This is a genomic window from Bifidobacterium subtile, from assembly GCF_000741775.1.
GTDB lineage: Bacteria > Actinomycetota > Actinomycetes > Actinomycetales > Bifidobacteriaceae > Bifidobacterium > Bifidobacterium subtile.
Genome location: NZ_JGZR01000003.1, coordinates 165,831 through 189,200 on the forward strand (window position 1 = coordinate 165,831; position 23,370 = coordinate 189,200).

Annotated in this window: 22 protein-coding genes; 6 read left to right on the forward strand and 16 right to left on the reverse strand. The window is 59.9% G+C overall.

Features of this window, described 5'->3' with window-relative positions; genetic code table 11:
* Window positions 1-196: 196 nt before the first annotated feature.
* Window positions 197-1,153, reverse strand: a complete 957-nt coding sequence (gene dapF / locus BISU_RS02580) for a diaminopimelate epimerase (protein ID WP_024462773.1) — start codon at window positions 1,151-1,153, stop codon at window positions 197-199.
* A gap of 261 nt (window positions 1,154-1,414) precedes the next feature.
* Here dapF and murI point away from each other — a divergent pair, with 261 nt between their 5' ends.
* Both murI and BISU_RS02590 read left to right on the forward strand, forming a co-directional pair.
* Window positions 1,415-2,191: a glutamate racemase gene (murI, locus tag BISU_RS02585; protein ID WP_024462772.1), complete on the forward strand. Its 777-nt coding sequence runs from the start codon at window positions 1,415-1,417 to the stop codon at window positions 2,189-2,191.
* A 205-nt stretch (window positions 2,192-2,396) separates the two neighbouring features.
* Window positions 2,397-3,242: a patatin-like phospholipase family protein gene (locus tag BISU_RS02590; RefSeq protein ID WP_024462771.1), complete on the forward strand. Its 846-nt coding sequence runs from the start codon at window positions 2,397-2,399 to the stop codon at window positions 3,240-3,242.
* A gap of 402 nt (window positions 3,243-3,644) precedes the next feature.
* Here BISU_RS02590 and BISU_RS02595 read toward each other — a convergent pair whose 3' ends face one another.
* The 3 genes from BISU_RS02595 to metK form a co-directional block, all read right to left on the reverse strand.
* Window positions 3,645-4,373, reverse strand: coding sequence for a class I SAM-dependent methyltransferase (locus tag BISU_RS02595; RefSeq protein WP_051921993.1), 729 nt, complete (start codon window positions 4,371-4,373; stop codon window positions 3,645-3,647).
* 141 nt (window positions 4,374-4,514) lie between these two features.
* Entirely contained in the window at window positions 4,515-5,222 is a 708-nt protein-coding gene (locus BISU_RS02600) for a methyltransferase domain-containing protein (protein WP_024462769.1), read from the reverse strand.
* Window positions 5,219-6,412, reverse strand: a complete 1,194-nt coding sequence (metK, locus tag BISU_RS02605; protein WP_024462768.1) for a methionine adenosyltransferase — start codon at window positions 6,410-6,412, stop codon at window positions 5,219-5,221. The genes BISU_RS02600 and metK overlap by 4 nt, the downstream gene beginning before the upstream one ends.
* A 431-nt stretch (window positions 6,413-6,843) precedes the next feature.
* Here metK and BISU_RS02610 point away from each other — a divergent pair, with 431 nt between their 5' ends.
* Window positions 6,844-8,154 carry an O-acetylhomoserine aminocarboxypropyltransferase/cysteine synthase family protein gene (locus BISU_RS02610; RefSeq protein ID WP_024462767.1) on the forward strand — a complete coding sequence of 437 codons (1,311 nt, stop codon included), beginning with the start codon at window positions 6,844-6,846 and terminating at the stop codon, window positions 8,152-8,154.
* Between the two features lie 177 nt (window positions 8,155-8,331).
* Here the strand turns inward: BISU_RS02610 and BISU_RS02615 are convergent, their stop codons facing one another.
* From BISU_RS02615 to BISU_RS02630, 4 genes are all read right to left on the reverse strand, one after another.
* Window positions 8,332-9,159, reverse strand: a complete 828-nt coding sequence (locus tag BISU_RS02615; protein ID WP_024462766.1) for an ABC transporter ATP-binding protein — start codon at window positions 9,157-9,159, stop codon at window positions 8,332-8,334.
* Complete coding sequence (locus tag BISU_RS02620) at window positions 9,156-10,271, reverse strand: ABC transporter permease (protein ID WP_202805547.1); 1,116 nt, start codon at window positions 10,269-10,271, stop codon at window positions 9,156-9,158. Before BISU_RS02620 ends, BISU_RS02615 begins: the two co-directional genes overlap by 4 nt.
* 183 nt (window positions 10,272-10,454) lie before the next feature.
* Entirely contained in the window at window positions 10,455-11,516 is a 1,062-nt protein-coding gene (locus tag BISU_RS02625; RefSeq protein WP_024462764.1) for an ABC transporter substrate-binding protein, read from the reverse strand.
* Between the two features lie 381 nt (window positions 11,517-11,897).
* On the reverse strand, window positions 11,898-12,800 hold the full coding sequence (locus BISU_RS02630; RefSeq protein ID WP_024462763.1) for an SPFH domain-containing protein: 903 nt from the start codon (window positions 12,798-12,800) through the stop codon (window positions 11,898-11,900).
* A gap of 137 nt (window positions 12,801-12,937) precedes the next feature.
* On the opposite strand from BISU_RS02630, the gene BISU_RS02635 reads away from it, so the two are divergent.
* From BISU_RS02635 to BISU_RS13415, 3 genes are read left to right on the forward strand one after another with little or no spacing between them, the layout of a single operon-like run.
* Complete coding sequence (locus BISU_RS02635) at window positions 12,938-13,201, forward strand: type II toxin-antitoxin system RelB/DinJ family antitoxin (RefSeq protein ID WP_024462762.1); 264 nt, start codon at window positions 12,938-12,940, stop codon at window positions 13,199-13,201.
* A complete protein-coding gene (locus BISU_RS13410; protein ID WP_202805548.1) occupies window positions 13,194-13,373 on the forward strand; it encodes a type II toxin-antitoxin system RelE/ParE family toxin in 180 nt (59 codons plus the stop codon). The genes BISU_RS02635 and BISU_RS13410 overlap by 8 nt, the downstream gene beginning before the upstream one ends.
* Before the next feature lie 25 nt (window positions 13,374-13,398).
* Window positions 13,399-13,473, forward strand: a complete 75-nt coding sequence (locus tag BISU_RS13415) for a hypothetical protein (protein WP_319020720.1) — start codon at window positions 13,399-13,401, stop codon at window positions 13,471-13,473.
* Between the two features lie 136 nt (window positions 13,474-13,609).
* Here the strand turns inward: BISU_RS13415 and BISU_RS02645 are convergent, their stop codons facing one another.
* From BISU_RS02645 to BISU_RS02680, 8 genes are all read right to left on the reverse strand, one after another.
* Window positions 13,610-13,969 carry a fluoride efflux transporter FluC gene (locus tag BISU_RS02645; protein WP_024462761.1) on the reverse strand — a complete coding sequence of 120 codons (360 nt, stop codon included), beginning with the start codon at window positions 13,967-13,969 and terminating at the stop codon, window positions 13,610-13,612.
* The gene (locus BISU_RS11925; protein WP_024462760.1) at window positions 13,966-14,616 is read right to left on the reverse strand and encodes a fluoride efflux transporter FluC; all 651 of its coding nucleotides are present in this window, start codon (window positions 14,614-14,616) and stop codon (window positions 13,966-13,968) included. Before BISU_RS11925 ends, BISU_RS02645 begins: the two co-directional genes overlap by 4 nt.
* A complete protein-coding gene (locus BISU_RS11465) occupies window positions 14,613-15,269 on the reverse strand; it encodes a universal stress protein (RefSeq protein WP_024462759.1) in 657 nt (218 codons plus the stop codon). Before BISU_RS11465 ends, BISU_RS11925 begins: the two co-directional genes overlap by 4 nt.
* Before the next feature lie 629 nt (window positions 15,270-15,898).
* Window positions 15,899-17,305, reverse strand: coding sequence for an O-acetylhomoserine aminocarboxypropyltransferase/cysteine synthase family protein (locus tag BISU_RS02660; RefSeq protein WP_024462758.1), 1,407 nt, complete (start codon window positions 17,303-17,305; stop codon window positions 15,899-15,901).
* A gap of 227 nt (window positions 17,306-17,532) precedes the next feature.
* Window positions 17,533-18,270 carry an SDR family oxidoreductase gene (locus tag BISU_RS02665; protein WP_024462757.1) on the reverse strand — a complete coding sequence of 246 codons (738 nt, stop codon included), beginning with the start codon at window positions 18,268-18,270 and terminating at the stop codon, window positions 17,533-17,535.
* Window positions 18,267-20,072 carry an ATP-binding cassette domain-containing protein gene (locus tag BISU_RS02670; protein WP_024462756.1) on the reverse strand — a complete coding sequence of 602 codons (1,806 nt, stop codon included), beginning with the start codon at window positions 20,070-20,072 and terminating at the stop codon, window positions 18,267-18,269. Before BISU_RS02670 ends, BISU_RS02665 begins: the two co-directional genes overlap by 4 nt.
* 6 nt (window positions 20,073-20,078) lie before the next feature.
* The gene (locus BISU_RS02675; protein WP_024462755.1) at window positions 20,079-21,893 is read right to left on the reverse strand and encodes an ABC transporter permease; all 1,815 of its coding nucleotides are present in this window, start codon (window positions 21,891-21,893) and stop codon (window positions 20,079-20,081) included.
* 212 nt (window positions 21,894-22,105) lie between these two features.
* On the reverse strand, window positions 22,106-23,281 hold the full coding sequence (locus BISU_RS02680) for an ABC transporter substrate-binding protein (protein WP_024462754.1): 1,176 nt from the start codon (window positions 23,279-23,281) through the stop codon (window positions 22,106-22,108).
* Window positions 23,282-23,370 lie beyond the last annotated feature (89 nt).

Consider the following 23,370-nt stretch of genomic DNA (forward strand, 5'->3'; position numbering starts at 1 on the left):
GTCTGTTCTCTGGGTCTGTCTGGGGCAAGTTGCGGCAAAATAGAAAATTACATATCCGGCTTCTTCAGGGCACTGGTTATGGCAAATTCCGGGGAAAATCTCGTATTCCCACTTTGTAGGGCACTGTTTTTACCACGATCCGAGGAAAATGCGACTGCAGTTATAAATCGTCGTGGGTGCGAAGGTGCCCGGAATGCTAGGCGAGTCGGACTTCGCCGACGATGGTGGCTGGCCCGGTGAGGGTGACGGTGCTGTCATCATGCACGGTGACGCGCAGCCGGCCGCCACGCACGGCTATCGTCCACTGATGGATGCCGGTGAGCGCCTGCAGCACCACGCCCGAAGCGCATAGACCGGTGCCGCACGACAAGGTCTCGCCTACGCCGCGCTCGTTGACGCGCATGAATGCCGAGCCTTGATCCTGTTCCGGCTCCAACGCGCGAATCGCAAGGAACTCCGCATTCTGGTCGCTGTCGATCGCCGGGTCGACCACCGGCTTGGTCACCAGATCGAGCCTCTCCACATCGGGTAGGCTCACAGCCGCCAGCTCGTTGTTCAAAACGGCGAATTCCGGCCTGCCAAGCTCTTCGCCAGCGCTGGCCGTGACGCCAAGAACCGCGACGACATGCGGATTTCCCATGTCAACAAAGGTGCCATTGGCCTGACCGGGCGTTCCCGGAATCGTCACGCGATACTCGCCGATCTCCCCGATCGAGAAAGCGCCCATCTCCACTTGGAACACATCCTGCCCTAGCTCAGGCACATCGCCCAACGATGTCAGCGTTTTCACTCCGGCTCGGGTCGCGAGCGCGAATGGGCTTCCTGCGGCGGCGAGGCCGAGCTTCTGCGCGAACAGCGTGATCGCGCGGGTGCCGTTGCCGCACATCTCGGCGATGCTGCCGTCGGCGTTGCGATAGTCCATGAACCATTCGGCTCCGGCGGCTTTGCACGCTTCGACCAGAGCGCTATCCAATCCGCGCATGTCCTCAGTGCGGGCGAGCCGCAGCAGGCCGTCGCCGCCGATGCCGAAGTGCCGGTCGCACAGCCAGCGCGTTTCCTGCTCGCTCGGCTCATATACGCCGTCCGGGTCCCAATACATGACGAAATCGTTGCCGGTGGCGTGGCCCTTGGTGACTTTGCTGGGGAATGTCATATGCCATAGCCTACTCACTGCGCACTACGCCCGGAGCGTTCTGCGTAGTGCGCACGAAGCGAACATGGCGAGGCAGGCGCTCAATTGGCGAATCGCTGCAATGGCGCGGTTTCGGCACGAATCACGCGATGAGCGCATGTTCGATTCGTGCGCACTATGGAAATCGTCTGGCGCGTAGTGCGTAATGTGAGCGCCGCACCGAGTATGGTATTGCCCGTATGTCCAAGCAGGTTGGCGGCAAGTCTTCAGGAGGTTCGGCTCATGGTTTCGCGTGCAGCGATCGGCGTGTTCGATTCGGGCCTTGGCGGCATCTCCGTCGTGCGGCAGCTGCGGCACGACCTGCCGAATGAGCGCGTGCTGTATTTCGGCGATTCGGCCAACGCCCCCTATGGCCGGAAGACCCCGGAGCAGGTACGTGAGCTGTCGTTCGGCATCGTCGAACACTTCGTGCATCAAGGGGTTAAGGCGGTCGTCATCGCCTGCAACACCGCGACCTCCGCCGCCGTGGACGCGCTGCGCGAGGCATATGACATTCCCATCATCGGCATGGAACCGGCGCTCAAACCGGCCTGCGACCGTGGGCACGGAGCGGCACAGCGCATCATCGTCGCCGCCACTCCCCTGACGCTGCACGAGCCGAAATTCAAGCGTCTTATGACCCGTTTCTCGGATCAGCACACCATTTTTTCGCAGCCCTGCCCCGACCTCGTCGAAATCCTCGAACATGGTCAGCTCGCAGACCGCGACCGCGTCCTGCGCACCTTGCATGGCTATCTCGATCGGTATGACCTTGATGCCATCGATTCCGTGGTGCTCGGCTGCACGCACTTTCCGTTCTTCCGCAGCTATTTCCGCGAACTGCTGCCCGAAACGACGGCGATCATCGACGGCAATGCCGGAACGGTTCACCACCTGCAGGTCGTGCTCGAATCGCTGGGCAAGCTTGCCCCTGAGGACGCGGCGGGCGGTGCTGAGCTGCGTAACTCGGACCCCAGCGAGCGCGTCGCCGCGTTGGAACGCAGCCTGCTCGAACGATAAGGGGCATATAGCTGTCAGCGTACGTTTTATGACATGATCGCGGAGCCCGTATCGGAAGACGTGCGATAACCGCAGCTCAGCGTACGTTTTCCGATACGGGCCCGTGACAGAATTCCAGCGCATAGGAGACTGTCCGTCTTCATTTCTGCCCAATGTCCTGACACGATGGGTAAGCTCGGGCGCATTAGTAGGAAAGAGGCGCATTATGACTGCAAGCGCACTGATTGACGTCGGCGGAGGATTCCGTTCCATATTCGGCGCAGGAATCATGGATCGCTGCCAGGAGCTGGGCATCGATTTCGACCACTGCTACGGGGTGTCGGCGGGGGCCGCGAACATGACCTCGTTCATCGCCCGGCAGCACGGCCGCAACCACCGCTTCTACACCGAGTACGCCTTCCGCAAGGAATACGCGAGCGCCACGAACTTCATCAAGGACCGCAATTTCGTGCACCTCGATTACGTGTACGGCGATCTGTCGAATCACGATGGCGAGTTCCCTGTCGACTACGCCGCATTCGAAGCCAATCCGACCGAATTCACTGTGGTCGCCTGCAATGCGTTGGACGGCTCCACCAAATACTTCGACAAGTCCGATATCGGCTTCGACCAGATGAATCCCGTCAAGGCTTCGAGTGCCGTTCCGGTCGCTTGCAAGCCGTATGTCATCGATGGCATACCGTACTTCGACGGCGGCATCGCCGACCCCGTGCCGGTGCGCAAAGCCCTCGACGACGGTCACGATCGCATAGTGCTCATCCTCACCCGGCTCAAGGACGTGCTGCGCGAGCAGCGCAAGGACATCACGCCCGCACGTATCCTCAAACGCAGCTACCCCGCCGCGGCCGAACGCTTGCTCAACCGCTTCCAGACCTACAACGACGAAGTGGCCTTCGCCAAGGAATGCGAGCAGGACGGCCACGTGCTCATTCTCGCGCCCGAAAGCCTCTACGGCCTGTCTACTCTCACCAAGACTTACGAAGGCTTGGAGCGCATGTACCGCGCCGGCTACGCGCAGGCCGAGCGGATCGCCGATTTTCTCGCGTCCTGAGGATGGTTTGCGTGATGCCTTGCGCCGCATTGGCACATCGGCATCCGACAGGCCGGAGTCGCGGCACTGCCAGCGTCCGGATTGTAGCGCCATCTTCGCTCTGACGCTACAATCCGGTCTCTAAGCTTGGGCTATAGTCCGTTTTGTAGCGATAGGGCGTAGTTAGCGCTACAAAACGGACACTCAGCAACCTCTACCAGATACCAGAATGTCGGGCACGCCATCGAGGCGCTACTGGTCGGATTCCTGCGTTTCCCAGCCTGAAACGCAGGAATCAGACCATTACATACACATAGCGCATACGTACGAATGCACAGCCGACCACTAGGGGTGCGCACTTGTGAAGCCGACCCGTATGCCATCGGCGCAACGAGTCATCGCCGCAAAAGCGAATTCGCCATTTCACCGCTGCGCGACGATTGCGACGTAATTGCCCGCCTCATGCCCCTCGATCGGGTCTTCGACGCGGTCGTTCTGATAGGGTGGATTCCCCAGCACGGTCTGGAAGTACTGCAGATTGTGGAATCCGATACCTTCAAGCAGCTTCGCGTACCACGCGATCTGGTGCCAGTTCGGCTTGTAGGCGTGGGTGTCGAGATTGAAGAACGAAGTGCCGACGAGCAGATCGTCCACATCCTCCCGCGCGATGTCGTACTTCTGCGCCAGCCGCAGCACGGTGCCCAGCGCGCTTTCCCTAGGCACATCGGTCAGAACCAGACGGCCCCCTTCGGCGAGGACGTCGCGGTTGCGCGTGAACGTCGCTTCGATCTCGTCGTCAGGGATGAACCCGAAGCTTGATCCGTTGTACACGATGGTGTCGTAGGGCGCTCCCGGGTAGTTGTAATCCTGCGCTGTGCTTTGCACGACATTGATGCCCTTCCCGCGCGCCTCGGCGCCCAGACTCGCGGACGGTTCCACGGCCTCGGCGACCTCGATGCCATACCGGTCGCGCAACAGCGTTTCGAAGATGCCCGACCCGATGCCGATGGACAGTATCTTCCCGGGATCCTCGGTCGTGAGCGCCCGATGCAGCAGACGCAGCCGCGATTCGTAGATGTTCTCACGCGCGTGCCAGGTGTCGTCCAGCACGCGGCCGTTGCCTTGGTATCGGTCGATGAATTGCGCTGTCATGATAGTCCTCCTCTATAAGTGCTGTGCTCTATGTTGCTGTTCCGCATGATGCTTGGCGCGTGGCATACGTCATGCGGCGTATTCGCATGCCGGTGCCTACGCGCATCAGCGATCGGCGTGTTGGCTGATGCCGGCTCGATGCTACTTGCGAGCCACCAGCGCGACGTAGCTGCCTTCCTGGTACCCTTCGACAGCCTGCTCCGGGGCGTCATTGTGATAGCTGAGATGCTTGCGCAGCGTCTGCCATGCAGCGAATGAGCTGAATCCAGCCTCCTCAAGCAGCGCGCGATACTGCTCGGCGGTACGCCAGTAGGTCTTGCGCGGCGTATCGGCCGCATACCAGCTTTGGCTGAGCACATCCGTGACGTAATTCTCGCCCGTGAGCGCAAACGACGCCTGCACGGCAAGTCCCAGCGCACTGGCCGGCGGAACGTCCAGCAGCGCGAGCACCCCAGTGGGTTTAAGTTGCTGGTAGTGCTGACGAAACACGGTCTTGAGCGTCGTTTCGTCGATGAAGCCGAATGCGCTGCCGTTGTAAAACACGGTGTCGATTGATTCGTCTTCGAAGGCGACATTCTGGATCAACGCCTTCGTCACATTGAACCCGCGGCGTCTCGATTCGGCCGCAAGATTCGCGGAGGGCTCCACGATCCGCTGCACTTCCAGCCCTTCCTCACGTAATGCGGCTTCATAGGATCCCGTTCCTGCACCCACGGAAACCGTGTAGCCGATATCGCGCGTGCCATCAAGCGTGATGGCGATTTTCAGCAGCGCGAGCTTCGAGGCGAAGATGTTGGGATGCTCGCGCTCGAAATCGTCGAAGTACTCGTGATTGAAGATATCGGTCATTTCACGTTCCTCGCCAGCTCCTCCGCCTTATCGGTGCGCTCCCACGTGAAATCGGCGTCATTCCGGCCGAAGTGGCCGTATGCTGCGGTCTTGCGGTAGATCGGCCGACGCAGGTCGAGCTCGTCGATGATGGCGAGCTGGCGGAAGTCGAAGGTGTGCGCGACTGCCCGCTGGATCTTCTCGCGGTCGACGGTTTCGGTGCCGAAGGTCTCCACGTCGATGGTGATCGGCTTGGCGACGCGGTTGAAGTAGCCCAGCTGCACCTGGGCGCGGCGTGCGAGCCCTGCGGCCACGATGTTCTTGGCGGCCCAGCGCGCGGCGTATGCGGCGGAGCGGTCGGGCTTGCGCGGGTCCTTGCCGGAGAATGCGCCGCCGCCGTGGCCGGCGATGCCGCCGTAGGTGTCGACGATGATCTTGCGTCCGGTCAGTCCGGCGTCGGCCTTCGGCCCGCCGTTGTTGAATGGAGCCCGGTTGATGACGATCTGCGCGTCGGACGCATCGACAGGCAGCGTTTCAAGCACTGGGTTGAGCACGTTTTCACGCACCTGTTCGCGCACCTCATCCAAGGACAGTTCCGGAGAATGCTGCGTGGAGATGAGTATATGCCGAATCGCCTGTGGATCAGTGACATTGTCGTTGGCATATTCGACCGAAACCAAGGTCTTGCCATCCGGTCTAAGCAGCGGGATGATGCCGTTCTTGCGCACGTAGGCAAGACGTTCGGCGAGTCTGCTGGCTGCATAGATCGGCAGCGGCAGCAGGGCTTCGGTATCGTCAGAGGCATAGCCGACCATAAGCCCCTGATCGCCGCCGAAAGTATTATAGGCGTCTTCGCGGCTGATCGAGGTGTCGTCGCCGTAATTGCCGTATGCTCCGCCATCGTTGCTGTCGAATTCGCGTGGGCGGATGTTGTTGATCACGCCGGCGCCTTGCGCGTCAAGCCCGCTGGCCGCATCGGTATAGCCGATGTCCGCAATGGCCTTGCGCACGATTTCGACATGGTCAAGCGTCCTGGGAGCCGACACCTCGCCTTCTACGACTACGAGTCCGTCTTTGGCGGAGGTCTCGACGGCGACGCGGGAATCCGGGTCCACCGCAAGATACGCGTCGAGGATCGAATCGGAAATAATGTCGCACACTTTGTCGGGATGCCCCTCGGTTACGGATTCCGAAGTGAGAAGTCTGGTCATGTCAGTGCCTTTCCTGATGTATTCGTGACTGAAGAATATGCATGAATGCAACGAATACTATGGGCCGCATTCCCGCTCGTCAATCGTCGAAAACCTTGCGTTTCCAATGTTTTGGGGCATAAGCGCAAGTTTGAACGAAGTACGGTTCCTTGGCATTGCCGGCGTGTGGGACGCCCTTGTGCCGCACGCTATAGACCGAAGTGTCTCCCGAGTATAAGCAATGGATATAGGCTATTGCGTCATCATAATTTTTAGGTTGATGCCATCATAAGTTTTCGCGATTACGGGGCCGGAACGGCCGGTTTGCAAGCATGTTAGATTGTGTGGCACGCGGCGGGAACGGGGAATATCCGCAAGGCTTCGCATCATCCATACCCCATATCCATGCGGCTGTAGCGCAAACGCCTACGGCGCAGAAAGACCGAAAGATCATGCCTATTGAGCAATTCGACACCTCGCAAGTACACGCCGGCTTCGACCCGGCAGCCAACGCCGATTCGGTGGCGCCCGTCATCTACCCCAATGCCGCGTTCTGGCTGGAAAACTCCCAGCGAGGCCATAACGTCGCCAACGGCGACGAACCAGGGTACCTGTATTCGCGGGTGGCCAACCCCACGCTTACAGTGCTTGAGCAGCGCGTCGCGCAGCTCGACGGGGCGGCGGAGGCTGTGGCGGTGGCCTCCGGCATGGCGGCGATCACCTACGCGCTGCTGAACGCCGCCGAAGGAGGCGGCCGCATCATCGCACCGTACGACGTATACGGCGGCACCTTCGATTCGCTGCGCACGCTGCTGCCCAAGTTCGGCGTGACCACGACATTCGTGGAGGACATCAATGATCTGACTCATGTGGAGTCGCTGATTCGCGACGACGACAGCGTGAAGGCAGTCTTCGCGGAATCGGTGTCCAATCCGACCACGCATGTCACCGACGTCGACGCCCTCGCCGAACTGTCACACCGCCACGGCATTCCGCTCATCATCGACAACACGCTCCCCACGCCATACCTGTACCACCCCATCGAGCACGGCGCCGACATAGTCGTGTACTCGGCTACAAAGGCGCTGGGCGGTCACGGCAACGCGATAGGCGGCCTGGTGACATCCGGCGACCGCTTCGACTGGTCCACGCAACGCTACCCGCAGTTCAGCGAACCGGAATGGGTGCTCGGCGAAGCCGCAGGGCGTGCGCCTCGCAGCTTCGTCGAAGCGGCCGGGCCGCTCGCATTCATCAGGCGGCTGCGTTTGAAATATCTGCGTCTGACCGGCGCCGTGCTCGGGCCATTCGAGGCGTATCTGCAATTGCTTGGTTTGGAGACGCTGCAGGAGCGCGTATCCAAGGAAACCGCCTCGGCCCTCGAAGTGGCCAAGTTCCTCGACGCGCAGCCGCATGTGACCGCCGTCCACTATGCCGGGCTTCCAGGCAGCGAGCAGCGCGGGCTGGTGCCGCGAGACTACCCGCGCGGCGTGGGTTCGGTCCTGTCCTTCGAACTCGAAGGAGGAGCCGAGCAGACTGCCGCATTCATCAACCATGTGCGGCTGTTCCGTTATCTGGCGAATATCGGGGACGTGCGCTCGCTGATCGTCGATCCGGCGAACACCACCCACCGCGAATTCACCCAGGAAGCCCGTGCGATCGTGGGCGTGAACGCCTCGACCATCCGCCTTTCGATTGGGTTGGAAAGCCCTAAGGACCTGATTGCGGATCTCTCCCAGGCCTTCGAAGCAGTGTATCCGCGCTAGCGGAGCAATTGCGCATATCAAGGCGGCTGCATCGTTGGATGCAGCCGCCTTGATCGAATAGTCAGCAAGCGTTAGTCAACAAGCAACGATGCGGTGGCTTGCCCCAAAATCCGTAGCCAAATCCTTGGGGCAAGCCACCGCATTGTTATTTCGCGCGGCTTGTCTTTTCTATTTCTTCTATTGCTCTTCTCCCGAATGATTTTCGGCGGTCTTTTGCGTTTCGAAGTGCAGTTTGGTCAGCAGCAGCTTGCGATATGCCGCGAAATCGTCGGACACCCGATCGCGGTGCGCAAGATCGATAGGCACGATCTCCTTGATTCTCCCGGGCCGAGGCGTCATGATCACCACGCGATTGCCGAGATAGATCGCCTCGTCGACATCATGCGTGACCAGAATCATCGTCATATGGTACAGCTCCCACAAATCCAGCAGCGTATCCTGCAAATCGGCTCGGGTGAACGAATCCAAGGCACCCATCGGCTCATCGAGCAGCAGCACTTTCGGCCGGTCGATCAAAGCGCGGGCGATGGCCACGCGCTGCGCCATGCCGCCGGAGATCTGATGCGGGTAGGACTGCTCGAATCCCGTCAGGCCGACTTTGCCAAGGTACTCGGCGACTTCTCCCTTGCGCCCGCTGTAGACGCCTTGCGCCTTGAGCCCAAAGGCCACGTTCTCCTCGACGGTCAGCCAAGGAAACAGGCTGCCTTGCTGGAAGACGTATCCGCGTTCGGGATTCGGACCTTCGATGGGATGCCCCTTGAAGGTGACCGAGCCTCGCTGCGGCGCGTCCAAACCGGAAATCAGCCGCAGCAGCGTCGTCTTTCCGCAGCCCGAAGGGCCTATCACCGAGACCAGTTCCCCGGGGCGAATCTCAAGATTGATGTCGGACAGCGCCGTAACGGCCACGCCGTCAGGACCGACGAAATCGCGTCCGACGTGATTGATGCCAATCAGCGATTGCTCATGCACGAGATCATGCGCCTGTATGTCGCGTTCATCACTCATTTCACCAGCCCCTTCTGCCAGCGCAGCGCCCGGCCGCGCACCAGTTCGATCAGTTTCATAATCAGCGAGAACAGCACGGCCATGACCACGATCGCCGCCAGGATCTTGTTGTACGCCGACCAGACTTTTGCCTGATCGACGTAATATCCAAGCCCGCCGGGCTGCCCCATCATCTCGGAAATCACCAACGTCAGGAACGAGAGGCTGTTGGCCATGCCGATGCCCGTGAAGATGCTGGACATCGCATGCGGCACAGCGACGTGGAAGAGAATATAGGGCGTGCGTGCGCCGAGGGTGCGCGACGCCTCGATCAGCATTTTCGGCGTGCTCTGGATGCCTTGCGCGGTCAGAAACGCGACCGGGAACCACGAGCAGATCACCAGCAGGAACACGGCTGCGATGAACGGCGTGGGCATCAGCGTCAATGCGAAGGGCATCCACGCCACGGCGGGGATGACGCCGGTGATCTTCAGCAGCGGAAAGACCCAGTAATAGGCTCTGGCGAACCATCCGATCAGCACGCCCGTCGCCACTCCTAGGATGACGCCGACTATGAACCCTGTGCAGAAGAGCCGCAGCGAATAGAACGTGTTGATGGCTATGTAACCGCCTTCAGTCAGAAATGCTTCGAGCACTTGGGAAGGGCCTGGGAAGAATGGCTGCGGCAGCACTTGCAGCTTGGTGCCGGTGATATCCCAGAGGGCGAGCGCCAAGCCCATGGCGAAGCGGAATTGCGCCCGGCTGCGGAAACGACGCACGGTCTCAGGCTTTCTGCCATTGAGAACGCCTGCGATGGCGTATGCAGCGGCCAGCACGATGAGCAGCATGCGATACGCCTCTTCGCCATTCAGCAGGACGATCCACAGCCTGCCTTCTTCGAAGGTGACGGCCGCCCGCTGCGGGAAAGCGGCATTGACTGCTAAGGCGATGATGAAACCGGCGATGGTGAACAGCACCATCAGCGGATATGGCGGCGCGACGCTGAAACGGGGCAAGGCATCAGCGGGCGTCCTGCTCTTAGACCTCGATCCCTCCCCCGCCTCAGGACTGATCGCCAAATCAGGATACGCCGCCGCTGGCGTCGATGCGCTCCTGTCGGAAAACTTATCCATGAAACTCTTTTCCTATGAAAGGGGGCACGAACGAAAAGCATATTCGGTCTGCCGACTGCGCCCCTGAATGATTATGAACGAGAATGCGTTTCCCGGTCTCTTTGCGGTTTCCTTTGGAACTGGGTCAACCGCACCGGGCGGCAAGGCGCGTATCTTCGTCTCGCCGCCCGGCAAACGGTCTGCTCACTGATCGATATGCTTGTATATCCTCGTGGAGAACGCCGCAGGGTCGTTGGTCTTCAGGAAGCCGATCTTCTTCAGTCCTTCAGAGAAGTAGCTGACATCGCTTTGGATACGCTGATCCTCATTCGGCTGCACGGCATAGTCGTAGTCCTTGAACAGCTGCACGGCCAGCTTCTGATCGGTTATCGTCGAGTACTTCTTCTCGGTGATGATCTTGGCGGCTTCCTGCGGATGCTGCGCTATGAAATCGCGCGCATTGTTCAGCGCACGCAGGATGGCGCTCATCTTCTGCGGATTGTCGGCGATGACCTTGTTGGACCCGTACAGGAAGCAGCAGAAGCGCTTCGCGAATTTCGGATTCTTGCCAAGGTCGAAGATGATGTCGACGGTGCCCTTCTGCTCCTGGATGGTCGGCAGCGGATCCCACAGAGCGGCCGCGTCAATCTGACCGTTCTGCAAGGCCTGGAACTCAAGATTTGCATCATCGAAGGGCAGATACTTCACGTCGCCGTTCTTCTGATCGACATTGAGCCCGGCATCGCCCAGCCATAGGTTGGAGGCCATGTACGGCGTTCCGCCTATTTCGTCAACGCCGATGGTCTTGCCTTTGAGATCCTGCGGGTTCTTGATTGCGGAACCCTTCTTCACCGCGATTTTGATGCAGCCCTTGTGCAGCGCGCCCACGACGCTGGTTTTCACGCCCTGCTCAATGGACGGGAAGAACTGGAAATCGCCGTTGGTCACTGGAAATCGCCCGGTATCCAAGCCGATCTTACGTGTTTCGGTATCGGCCGTCACGAGCTTGGGATTGATTCCCTCCTTCTGGAAATATCCCCTTTCGACAGCGATGGCGATAGGCGAGCTGCACAACGACCCGGACTTCGGGAACTCCACGGTGCCGTATTTGTATGTGGCCGTCTTCGCGGATGCCGACTTGTCGTCGGACGCTCCGGAGGCTCCGGTCTGCCCGGTAGTGATGCTGCAGCCAGCCGCAGGCATCAGCATCAGCAGCGCACCAAAGATCGCGACGCCCTTCATGATATGTCGATATTCGGTTAACATATGCCTTCCCCTTCCCTCAGGATGCTTAGGTCTGCGCGAATATGCAAAACGACCAGACCGGCATGCTGATGGTGATGAATACGAGATTCTCTCTGTTATGTCAAGACCGGGATGATCGGCTTTCGCAGCGCTTGTGCATTGTTCCGTTGAAGTTGTGCAAGCCGATCCCCTCGGACTTGCTGCCAGCATAGCGACTGTTTCACGTGCGCATGGCGACGTTGCTATAGCGGTTGCTTATGAACGGATATCAACCTGCGACTTCGCCGTCTTCCGGCTGCTTTTGCACACTATGCAAAAAGGCGGCTGCATCGTTGGATGCAGCCGCCTTGATCGAACAGTCAGCAGAACCGGAATCGGCAGAAAGACTCTGCCGCCTGCCTACTATTTTTGTGTCTCGTTGACGGTGAGCATGGCGTTGGCGACCTGGTCGTACATGGTCTGGTAGCCGGCTGGCGTGGAGGCCGGCAGCACGACAGTTTTCGCGTTGTTCGACTCGCTCAGGTTGCGCAGCACGTCAAGATACTGGTTGAAAAGAACCACGTTGTTCACATCGGAGATATTCATGCCGACCGACTGCAGGCTCTTGATCTGGTCGACGATGCCGTTGGCGATCTCGCGGCGGTAGTTGGCTTGGCCCTCGCCCTGCAGCCTGGTTCTTTCGGCCTCGGCGGTGGCCTGCGTTTCGATCTGGATGCGTTGCGCGTCGGCCCGGTTGCGCGTGGCTTCCTTCTCGCGCTGGGCGGCGTTGATCGAATCCATGGCGGCTTTCACCGCATTGCTTGGGTCGATGGCGGTGATCAGCGTCTTGACGACAGTGAAGCCGTAGCGCACCATCTCGGCGCCCACGGTCTTCTGCACGTCGGCGGCGATATCATCCTTGCGAGCGAAGGCGTCGTCAAGCGTGAGAGCCGGGATGGCGGAGCGCAGCGCATCCTCCATGTAGGAGCGCAGCTGGCCCGAGGGGTCGCGCAGCTCGTAGAAGGCCGTCGCCACGTTCTCGGGATTCACCCGGAACTGCGTGGACGCCACGACCGTGACGAACACGTTGTCGAGCGTCTTGGTCTCAAGCTTCACATTGAGCTGATTGACGCGCATATTCGTCTTCATGGCGATGCGGTCCACCAGCGGAATCTTGACATGGATGCCGGCGAACTGCACCTTGTGCAGCTTGCCGAAACGCTCGATGATGTATGCCTGCTGCTGCGGCACGACATACAGCGCCGACACCAGCAGGATGACGACAAGCACCAGAATGATGATGAGAAATACGAATTGGCCGATCATGGCTACCCCCTTTGGGTTTTGCGGCAGGGCTGCCATCGCCCCGAGGCTTTGTTCCATCGTAGCAGTCGGGTGGCATGTTATAAAAGTTGCATATTCACCTTATTAATGAGTAAAATAGCCTCATCAAGGAGGCAAATATGCAGCAATTATCTCGTACTCGTATACAAATCAGCACGAAGACAACACTTAAAGAACAAGCCGATCAGCTTTTTGATTCGCTGGGAATCGACATCGGTACAGCAGTGAACCTTTTTCTTGCGCAATCAGTACGCGAAGGCGGCCTGCCGTTCCGCCCGACGACAGTGACTCCATTTGAGCAATCGGTACTGGATGCCGCCGCGGAGACGCCGGTTTACGTCAACAATCTGGATGAGATGAAGGAAATAATCCGCAATGCTTAGGCTGGCCTACTCACCTGCGTTTCTGCGCGATGTACGCCGTTTGAAACGCAAGCATTACGACCTGACGAAGATGGATGCTGCACTAGATGCGTTGATGGCGCAAAACGTCGATTTGCTCACGACACGATACCGAGATCATGCACTTAAGGGAAATTTGAAAGGGATTTCGTGAGTTGCATATCGAAGGAGGCTGGCTGTTGGTCTACAAAGTGACCAAAACAACGCTGACATTAACTCTTATTCGCACTGGAAGCCATGACACGGTTCTTTAGCCGAGATAGATTACTTTTTGTCACGTATCGGCCTCTTGCACAACACAAAAGACCTTCGCATAACCAATCAATTCAGGCGGGTTGCTCCTGCTGCGGCTCGCACAAACTGCAGCAGGAGCAACCCGCCTGTCACCGCCTACCCGATCACAAAGCCCAGCAGGGTTGCGGCCAAGCTGAGCACGAGCATGCCGCCGGTGTGCTGCAGGGCGCGCACGGGCTCATGCGCCTTGATGAGGCGCACGCCTTCGACGCTTGCGGTGCTGAAGGTCGAATAACCGCCCAGGAACCCTGAGGCAAGCAGCAGGCGCACGGTGTCGGAGCCGATGTGCGAGGTCACCCAGCCGGTGAGGATGCCCATGAGCAGGCAAGCGGTGATGTTAACGACGATGGTGCCCAAGGGGATGGTCAGGCGGTTGCGTTTGTTCACCCACGTATCGACGAGGAAACGGCTGGCAGCGCCAAGGCCGCCAAGCAATGCTGCGAGGACCAGCATCATGACCGCCCTCCTTTCTGCGCGTTCGCGCGAGCAGCAGCATGTCCAGCATCCGGAGCGCCGCTGTTCCCCGCATTGCCGCTCGATACATTGTCGTTCGACGCAGAGCCATTCCCTGCCGATCCTGTCGCATTAGGCCCGTCGTCGGCACCATGCGCTGTTGCATCGACTGTCGGCGTCGAAGCGCCAATTGTCTGGGCCACTGACTGGGCAGCAGGCAAGGATGCCGCGCGAGCGTTGCGTCGGTTTCCGAGCCGTTCTCCCGCGCTGATGCCCAGTCCGGCGCAGAACAATCCCACTACCACGCTGATGACGAGATAGCCCAAGGCCAGGGCGACGGCGTGGCCGGTTATGCGGGTATCGGTTTCCAGGATGAACGTGCTGTAGGTGGTGTACCCGCCGATGACGCCAGTACCCAGGCCGAGTCGCCAGATTCGTCTTGCGCCGATGTCTTCGCCCGTAGTGGCCAGATACTCCAGCAGACAGCCGAGGATGAACGACCCGGTCAGGTTGATGAGCAAGGTCATCCACGGCCACGACGCATCCGGGGCCTGCAGTTTGCTTAAGGAGATGCGGATGAGGGAGCCGACGCTGCCGCCTGCGAAAACGGCGGCGACGGATTGCAGCAGTACTCTAGTGCGTGAGTTCACTCGTCCTCCCCGACTCGCTGCTTGCCGTCGTTGCCGGTTTGCGCGAAGATTCCCGCAACGGCGCCATCAGCATCAACTCCAACGCTGCCAGCACCAGCTCCGCCGTCATACTTCCCCAGCGGTATCACCACGACTGGGATGCTTTGGCTGTGTTCAAGGCGCACGGAAATGGAGCCGCGCAGCCACTCTTCGACCGCAGCGACGGGACCATGCTCGCGCGTTCCCACGATGATCGCCTTGGCATCAGCGCGCCTCGCCTCATCAGACAAGCAACGCATGGGATCGCCGCCAAGACGTTTGAAGGCCACGGGGAATCCGGAGCTTCGCGCCATGCGATCGATGCGCTGCCCCAGCTCGAAGGCCTGCACACGTTGTTCCTCGTCCAAGCTGTCGGGATCAAGCGGCTCCCAGTGGCCATCGACCTGTATCAAGGTGGGATCGACGTAGATGGCGATCAGCCTGTCGAACAGGCCGGTCTTGGCCCAACGCAATGCGGTCCGCATAACCAGGTCAGGCTGGTCGGGCGCGATGCCGACGATCGCCACGCGAAGCGCCCCGGGCCTTCTCTCCCCCTGCGGCTGTTCCCGTTGGGGCGCTGCACCAGAGGGTTCACGCGCAATCGAATCGTCAGCAATGTCAGTAGTTTTCGCCATACCATAGCTCCTTTCAGCAATATGCCTAGCGGCATGGCAAAACGTCACGCCGTTACACGACAGATTGAGTAGGAACCATCAGCACTGTGTTTGTCGGCATTGCATTCATCAACGCCATGCTTGTCAACACTGTGCGGTTCGGACATGCGTCCAGGCGGGGCCCATCACCGTTCTGCCCGACAGCCTACCACTTCTGCGCACGCATTGCATTCGGGAGGACGCGATTGATGGTAAACGTCCAACTCGATGCCACATCACGCAGACCCAGCATGGATAATCACGAATATCACGGAAAACAGTCGTTATCTCACTCACGAGAGGTGCTGTTCATGCCTCGCTAAAATCTATCTGCGTTATCTGTAGCGTTATTCGAAGCTCGCGGAGGTCTATCTGCGTTATGTGAGGCGCTAATCCCACGACGCCCCAAGTATCACTGGCCGAAAATGACGGTTTCTGGCCGCCCGATACTCGACCCTCCAAGAAATAGCGCCACAGATAACGCAGATAGACCTCCGCAGCCAGCAATTAACGCATCACATAAGCGAGATACGTCTTCATGCGTTCGGCAACGTCTGATTCATCGGGCGATCGCGTTCTGCAATGCGCCCGAGTCGCGCAGCCATCCCCGCTCAGTATGCGCCGGCAATCGCCTGGTCAAGGTCGGCAATGAGATCGGCGGGATTCTCAAGGCCGATGGAGATGCGCAGCAGGTTGTCGTTCACGCCGGCCGACAAGCGGTAGCGCTCCGGGACTTCGCGGTGCGTGATGCGGGCCGGGTTGACGATCAGCGAGCGCGAATCGCCGATGTTAGGCACGTAGGAGAACAGCTTGACGCCGTCGACGATGCGGTTCACGTGCGATTCCTCGCCTTCGACCTCGAAGGAGAGCACGGTTCCCACGCCCTGCGGCAGGTATCGCGCGACCAGCTCGTGCTGCGGATCGTCGTCCAGACCGGAATAATTGACACGAACGATATGATCCACGCCGCGCAGATGCTGGGCGATGAGCTTCGCCGTGGCGACCTCCTGGCGCACGCGCTGCGGCAAGGTTTCCAAGCCGACCATCTGCAGATAGGCGTTGAACGGCGAAAGCACTGCGCCGAAGGTGCGCACGTATTTGGTGCGGATGCGCCTGATGAAGGCCGCATTGCCGAAGGCCTCGGCGAAGCTGCGCCATACGCCATTGCGTTCGTCGCTGATCACCAGCTCCTTGCGGGTGAGATGCGAGAAGCGACCGTTGGTCCAATCGAAGTTGCCTGCATCCACAATGACGCCGCCCAGCGCATTGCCATGCCCGGAGATGCCTTTCGTGGTGGAATGCACGACGATGTCGGCGCCGAATTCGATGGGGCGCAGCAGGTAGGGCGTCGGCACGGTGTTGTCAACGATTAGCGCGATGCCATACCGGTGCGCCAAGTCGGCAAGCGGCTTCAAGTCGGTGATTTCAGTAGACGGGTTGGCAACGGTTTCGGCGAAGATGGCCCTAGTGTCCGGACCGATCTTCGATTCGACCTCGGCCAGGTCGTTGATATCGTCCACGAAATCCGTGTGGATGCCGAACTGCGGGAAGAAGGTATCCATCGCATCCACCGAAGCGCCGTACAAATCAGTTGGCGAAATGATGCGCCCGCCGCCTTCGGCCGCGCACAGCAGCGCAAAGGATACCGCGGCCATGCCGGAGCCCACGGCAACCGCGCCGATGCCGCCTTCCAACTGCGCGATGCGCTGCTCCAACGCGTCCACAGTGGGATTGGCGACACGGGAGTAGGAGAAGCCGCTCACCTCACCGGCGGCAATCGCATCAGCATGTGCAGCGGAGCGCAAGGCGTAGGCGACGCTGGGATAGATTGGCGCACTGGCCGCGTCATGATTATCCGAGGTATCGTATCCGCCGTGAACGCTTGCGGTTTCGAAACCCACTGACGACGCAGCTGCCGGGTCTTCCGTCCCAATCTCTGCTACCGTGCCCACCTCGGCGGTCTGCTGCGCGAATTGCCTCCGACATGCATCATCATGCGTCGTCTTCCCTGTTGCCATTGCGAATGCTCCTGTTCCTATGCTGTTCTCTGTCGCGGTCCGGGCTGACGACGCTGCGTGCAGAACGTCATTAACGCACCATACTGAAGGTAACGTATCCGCCCATGGCCGCCACGCGCAGACGTATACCAAAAATCTATAGGCTATCCGCGATTTTTTCTTATATCAGCCTCCGCATCAGCCGCTAACAGCCGGCTTTTGATGAACCGACTTCCTGCAACTGTCCATCAGACGTTGAACTTGGCGGAGACTTCCTGCCTCGGGCGCAGATCCACATTGCTGATATGAACATCGGGAGTGGCATTCGCAACCCAGAGAACGGCATCAGCCACGGTCTGCGGATCGATATAGTCCTGCGGGATAAAATGCACGCCGAGCGCACGATCAATGCCCTCAAGCATCTTGGTGGCGATCTGCCCAGGATAAATCGTGCTCACGCGAATGCGGTGAACAGATTCTTCGAGACGCAGGGTATCGGCATATCCGCGCAGCCCGTGCTTCGAAGCGGCGTATACGGCATGATTGCCGACGGCGCGTTCGCCTGCGCCCGAATTGATAAAGACGATTGTCCCCTGCGCTTCGCGAACCGATTCTATGAGCGACCCCGTCAGCAATGCCGGCGCGACCAGGTTGGTGCCGAGCACCGTGTTCCAGTCGTGCACATCTGCCTGAGCAGCCGGGCCTACTGCTGCAACGGCGGCCGCATGCACTAGCAGATCCAGTCGGGAGTCGAAACGCTCGACGATCTCATGCGCGGCATCGGCTATGGCATCCGAATCGAGCAAGTCAAGCGTCAGCGCACTGACGCCTTCGATGCCATCAAGCTCATCGGCATGTGCCTGCGACCTGACGATGGCGATGACATTCCAGCCCTGCGCGGCGAGCGAGCGCACAAGCCTGCCGCCCACGCCGCCGCCTGCGCCGGTGACCACCGCCGTTCGCTGCCGTGCCTCATGATCGCTCATTTGTTGTTCTCCTTCGCTCCGCCAAGATAGGCTTCCTGAACGCGCGGATCATGAAGCAGCGTCTGCGCCTCGCCATGCAGCCGAATGCTGCCGTTCTGCAACACATAGCCATAATCCGCCACCGAAAGGGCGAGTTCCGCCTGCTGCTCGACGAGCAGCACCGAAACCCCGATTTCATCGCGGAGCTTGACGATCTGCTCCAAGACGTCCTCGACGAGCTTGGGCGAAAGGCCCATGGTGGGTTCGTCCATGCAGATGATCTTCGGCTTGCTCATCAGCGCACGAGCGAAGGCCAGCATCTGCTGCTCGCCACCGGACATGGTGCCCGCCTGCTGAGCACGCCGCTCTTTGAGCCGTGGGAAGCGTTCGTACATCTCTTCAAGGTCCCCGGCGATATCGTCGGAACGAGAACGCGTGTAGGCGCCGGAAAGCAGATTCTCCTGCACGGTCATCGCAGGGAACACCCGCCGAGCCTCGGGAACCGAAGCGATGCCTTCGATGACGCGATGGCGAGTGCTCAGCGAGGTGATGTCGCGCCCCTGATACTGAATCGAGCCGTTCTTGGGGTTCACCAGTCCGAGAATCGTCTTCATCGTGGTCGACTTGCCCGAAGCGTTGCCTCCCAGCAAGGAGACGATGGCCTTCGGCGGAACGTGCAGCGACACCTGCTGCAAGGCGTGCACCTGCCCGTAGAACACGTCGACATCATCCAGATCCAGCAGATCGGGCGTGGCGTTCTGCTCTGTTTCACGGCTTCGCGCGAGAGCATCGCCCTGAGCCGATTCCGTCCCCTCCTCCAGTTCCTCGATGGAGTTCTGCTTTGCGAGCACATCGGCTTGAGCGGTCGAAATCCGCGTTTCACGCCGCTTGCCGAGATACGCCTCGATAACCGCAGGCGTATTGCGCACCTCATCCGGCTCGCCGCTGGCGATGATCTTGCCGCCGTCCATCGCCAGCACCTGGTCGGATATCGCGGTGACCAGCTCAATCTTGTGCTCTACGAGGAGGATGGTATGGCCTTGCGCCTTGAGATACTGCAGCTGCTGGAGCACTTCGGCGGTCTCGGACTGATTCATGCCGGCCGTAGGCTCGTCGAGCAGCAGCAGTTTCGGCTCGCTGATATGCGCACGCGCTATCTCCGTGCGCCTGCGGTTGGCGTACGACAGCGTGTAGGCCAAATCGTTGCGTCTGGTCCCCAAGCGCTCCTTGAAGCGGTCGATCTCGCGCACCACGCGCTCATCGACCTCCTTGTTCTCCCTGGCTATCGCCGGGAACGGCAGCAGCGCGGCGCCGGTTTCGGCCAGCAGCGACAGCCAACGAATGATCGGGAAACGCTGCAGACCTTTGAAAGGCCGCTGGCTGCTGAGCTTCTTGTGATATCCCAGCGCGATGTTCTCGTCGACGCTCAATGCGCCGAACACCCTGCCGTTCTGGAATGTTCTGGCGATGCCGCGCTCGGAGACATTCGCGGATCCGCGGCCGGCGATCGGCTCATCCTCGATGTCGATGAGCCCCGAATCAGGAGTAAGGAATCCGGAGATCAGATTGATGGTGGTCGATTTGCCCGAGCCGTTCGGCCCGATGATGGATATGACCTCGCCCTTGTGCAGGTCGAAGGATACATCGTCCACGGCACGCAGTCCTTGGAAGGATTTCTTCAGTTCCCGCACGCGTAGGATCACCGGAGCCTGCGCCACGGCCCGGCGATGCTCCTGCGGATCGAGAATGACATCGACATCGCGATGAGGGTCCGACACTTTCGTCGCATCGATCGCGTCGCCCTGTTGAATGGATGCAGTCATGAGCAGTCAGCCTTTCCTCGCAAACAGTCCTTGCGGCCTGAAGAGAATGATGAGCACCAGCAGCACTCCGTAAAGCAGCACTCGGGTGTCGGAGGCGAAGCGCAGCAGCTCGGGCGCCCCTATCAGCACCAGCGAGCCAAGCACCGCACCGAGCGGCGAGTTCATGCCGCCCAGCACGATGATGGTCAAAATAAGCACGGACATATTCGCGTTGAAAATCGTCGGATCGATATACGTGTATTGATGAGCCAGCAGCGAACCCGCGATGCCTGCAAAGAACGAGGCCAAGGCATAGGCGAGCGCCTTGTATGCGCCGGTATGCACGCCGAGCACCTCGGAGGCGTCCTGATCGGAGCCTACGCCTTCGAACACCTTGCCCAGATGGGAGGATCGTATGCGCGTCACCACGATCAGCGTCAGCACCAGCAGCACCGCATCCAGCAGATACATCATCTGCGGCGTGTAGAGCGATATGCCGAAAATATTCGGGAAGGGGATGCCCTGTATGCCCAGCGAACCCTTGGTCAGCGGCTCCCATAGGCGGATGATGGCGACCATGACCGCACCGACGCCGATCGTCGCGATCGCCACGTAATGCCCGGAAAGCTTCCAGACCGGGAAGGTCAGTATGCTGGCGGCGATGGCCGCGATGATGCCGGCAAGCAGCAGAGCCGCGAGGAATGGCCAGTGCAGGCGAGTCGTCAGCAGCGCCGAAGCATAGGAGCCGACAGCCAGAGGCCCCGCCATGCCGAGAATCGTCTGGCCGGCGGAGCCGGATATCAACGTAAGTCCGACTGCGGCTATGGCATAGATCGCCACCTGAGTGCCGATTCCGGACAGATAGTCGGACAGGAAGAACGGGGAGGCGAGCAGCAGTGCCGCAAGTCCGACATTGGCCCACCATGGCAAAGTGATCGGTCGGCCGCCGCCCAGGAACGTTCCGGCGAGCGGCTCGTTCTTGACATCGTTCTTCGCGCCGAACAATCCCTGAGGCTTGACGATGAGAATGATCAGCAGCGCCCCGAAGGTGATGAGGTCATGCGCGCCATCGCCCAGCCATGAGATGCCGACCGCTTCGACCAAGCCTAGGACCAAGCCGCCCGCGACCGCTCCGGGAATCGACCCCAGTCCGCCTATGGTGGCGGCGACGAAGGCGGTCATGCCGATGCTGCCGCCGTTCATCGGATTGATATTGCCGTTGAACAACCCGATGAACACGCCGGATATGCCGGCGAGGATGGAGCCGATGACGAATGCGAGGTTACGAATGGATTTGACGGGGATGCCCATCTGCCGCGCCGCCTCCGGATCCTGCGAGGTCGCTCGGATGGCCTGCCCGGATTTGCCGAATTTGAGGAACGCCCATAGCCCCAGCATGGAGACGATGGCAAGCACCACCATGACGATATCCGAAGTGCCGAAGCGCACGCCGAACAGCTGCAGATTGTAGGTCGGCAGCAGCTTGGGGAAAGGACGCGTCTGCGGCCCGAAGATGATCTGCAGGCCGTTGTCGAGAATCTGCCCGATGCCGATCGTGGCAAGCAGCGCGGCAATGGGCTTGCGTCCTTCCAGCGGCGATATCACCGCGAAGTTCATGATAAAGCCAAGCACGGCGGTGACGAGGACCACGGCGAGCAGGGTGGGCACGATGCCCCAGCCAAGCGCCGACCCCAGCCACCATGAGACCATGATGCCGACCGCCACAATCGAGCCTTGCGCGAAGTTGGCGACATTGGTGACGCCGAAGATCAGCGACATGCCCACGGCCACCAAGGCGTAGGCGCTGCCGTGGATCAGCCCAGAAAACAGAATATCAATCATTGTGCAACAATCTTTCCTCACATCGTCAAAGCCTGGCTTGGCGAACGCAGCAGACGACTACTCGCCATGTTCCTGTGTGTGATCCCGTATACGTTCGTATGCGTCATGACGTCGGCTCGGACGACATCCGCCTTTGGCATGCATATGATGCAACGGATGTCATCCGAGCCTGTCGATTTCGGATCGGCGATCAGCCTGACCGACGCCTTCCGCTACTCCTCGTACTGTTCGAAGGCCCCGTTCTTGGCGATGAGTAGAATCGGATCGATGTTATCGGCCCTGCGCGTCTTCTGATCGAACTTGAACGTGCCGCCATTGCCCTGGTACAGCGGGAAGTCCGTCACGGTTTGCAATGCCTTCTGAATGCCGGCGCGGGTCGGCTCGGTTTTGTTGGCCGCATATGCCAGATCGATAATCGCCTGATATGCCGTCACCTCGAAGTTGCCGGGATTGTTGCCGTACGCCGCATTGAAGTCCTTAACGAACTGCTGCGCCTTCTTGTCCTTGGTGCCAGTGGCCGAGAAGCTGCCGGTGATGATCGAGCCTTCGGCGTTCTTGCCAGCCAGGTCGAGGAACTCCTTGGTCTCCTGGCCGCCGAAGTACGGTCCGGTATAGCCCAGCTTGTCACGCAGCGTGTTCAGCACCAGCGCACCATCAGGGCCATAGCCGATATCCACCACCGCGTCGGGCTTGGAATCGCGCGCCGGGATGAGAATCGGCGACAGATCGGTGGAGTCCGCCAGATAGGACGAGCTGTACGCTATCTGCACGCCCTTTTTGTCAGCTTCGGCCTTGAAATACTGGAACGCCTGCTTGCCCCAGTCGTTCTCGATGTAGGTCACCGCGATCTTCTTGTATTTCGTGGCGATGAAGTCGGCAATCTTGGCCTGGTATTTGTCCTGGCCGATCTGCGGCGTCCAGACGTGGTCGCCCGATTCGGTGAAGGTGGGCGAGGAATTGTTGAATCCATAATGGACCAGTCCGGCAGTCTGGAAAGTCGGAGAGGCGGCCGAGGAGGCGGGCGACGCGTAATCGCCCACCACCGCGATAATCGACTTGTCGGCCACGAGCTTGGGTGCCACCGCAGCATCCTGCTTGGGATCGGACTGCGTATCGAAATACTTCAGCCCCAGCTTCCTGCCTTTGATGCCGCCATCGGCGTTGACGTGCTTGACTGCAAGGTCGAAGCCCTGCTCGAACAGCCGTCCGTACTCGGCGTACTGGCCGGTCTTGGGGTAGATCACCCCGATATTCACCGGTCCGGAGCCGCTATTGTCGCTGCTCCCAGAGCTTGAGCTGCCGCCCAGACCGCAGGCGGAAACCCCTACCAGCGTTGCCGCCGCGACGAATGCCGCAAGCGTTGCGCGCAATTTCTTGTTGATGGTCATGATGTTCTCTCTCTTTGTGTTCTATACGATGCCATGCTGCGAGTCAATCCGGAAGTCAGCTCATGGAAAGGATTCGCAGCACGGCAGGA

What these genes read in the sequence shown, in the direction of transcription:
- BISU_RS02590 (WP_024462771.1), top strand. Translation starts at nt 2,397, where the DNA reads ATGACTGCAAGCGCACTGATTGACGTCGGCGGAGGATTCCGTTCCATA.
- BISU_RS02595 (WP_051921993.1), bottom strand. Translation starts at nt 4,373, where the DNA reads ATGACAGCGCAATTCATCGACCGATACCAAGGCAACGGCCGCGTGCTG.
- BISU_RS11465 (WP_024462759.1), bottom strand. Translation starts at nt 15,269, where the DNA reads ATGGCGAAAACTACTGACATTGCTGACGATTCGATTGCGCGTGAACCC.
- BISU_RS02620 (WP_202805547.1), bottom strand. Translation starts at nt 10,271, where the DNA reads ATGGATAAGTTTTCCGACAGGAGCGCATCGACGCCAGCGGCGGCGTAT.
- BISU_RS02660 (WP_024462758.1), bottom strand. Translation starts at nt 17,305, where the DNA reads ATGGCAACAGGGAAGACGACGCATGATGATGCATGTCGGAGGCAATTC.
- BISU_RS02670 (WP_024462756.1), bottom strand. Translation starts at nt 20,072, where the DNA reads ATGACTGCATCCATTCAACAGGGCGACGCGATCGATGCGACGAAAGTG.
- BISU_RS02680 (WP_024462754.1), bottom strand. Translation starts at nt 23,281, where the DNA reads ATGACCATCAACAAGAAATTGCGCGCAACGCTTGCGGCATTCGTCGCG.
- BISU_RS13410 (WP_202805548.1), top strand. Translation starts at nt 13,194, where the DNA reads ATGCTTAGGCTGGCCTACTCACCTGCGTTTCTGCGCGATGTACGCCGT.
- BISU_RS02635 (WP_024462762.1), top strand. Translation starts at nt 12,938, where the DNA reads ATGCAGCAATTATCTCGTACTCGTATACAAATCAGCACGAAGACAACA.
- BISU_RS02625 (WP_024462764.1), bottom strand. Translation starts at nt 11,516, where the DNA reads ATGTTAACCGAATATCGACATATCATGAAGGGCGTCGCGATCTTTGGT.
- BISU_RS02610 (WP_024462767.1), top strand. Translation starts at nt 6,844, where the DNA reads ATGCCTATTGAGCAATTCGACACCTCGCAAGTACACGCCGGCTTCGAC.
- BISU_RS02665 (WP_024462757.1), bottom strand. Translation starts at nt 18,270, where the DNA reads ATGAGCGATCATGAGGCACGGCAGCGAACGGCGGTGGTCACCGGCGCA.
- BISU_RS02675 (WP_024462755.1), bottom strand. Translation starts at nt 21,893, where the DNA reads ATGATTGATATTCTGTTTTCTGGGCTGATCCACGGCAGCGCCTACGCC.
- metK (WP_024462768.1), bottom strand. Translation starts at nt 6,412, where the DNA reads ATGACCAGACTTCTCACTTCGGAATCCGTAACCGAGGGGCATCCCGAC.
- BISU_RS02645 (WP_024462761.1), bottom strand. Translation starts at nt 13,969, where the DNA reads ATGATGCTGGTCCTCGCAGCATTGCTTGGCGGCCTTGGCGCTGCCAGC.
- BISU_RS02600 (WP_024462769.1), bottom strand. Translation starts at nt 5,222, where the DNA reads ATGACCGATATCTTCAATCACGAGTACTTCGACGATTTCGAGCGCGAG.
- murI (WP_024462772.1), top strand. Translation starts at nt 1,415, where the DNA reads ATGGTTTCGCGTGCAGCGATCGGCGTGTTCGATTCGGGCCTTGGCGGC.
- dapF (WP_024462773.1), bottom strand. Translation starts at nt 1,153, where the DNA reads ATGACATTCCCCAGCAAAGTCACCAAGGGCCACGCCACCGGCAACGAT.
- BISU_RS02615 (WP_024462766.1), bottom strand. Translation starts at nt 9,159, where the DNA reads ATGAGTGATGAACGCGACATACAGGCGCATGATCTCGTGCATGAGCAA.
- BISU_RS02630 (WP_024462763.1), bottom strand. Translation starts at nt 12,800, where the DNA reads ATGATCGGCCAATTCGTATTTCTCATCATCATTCTGGTGCTTGTCGTC.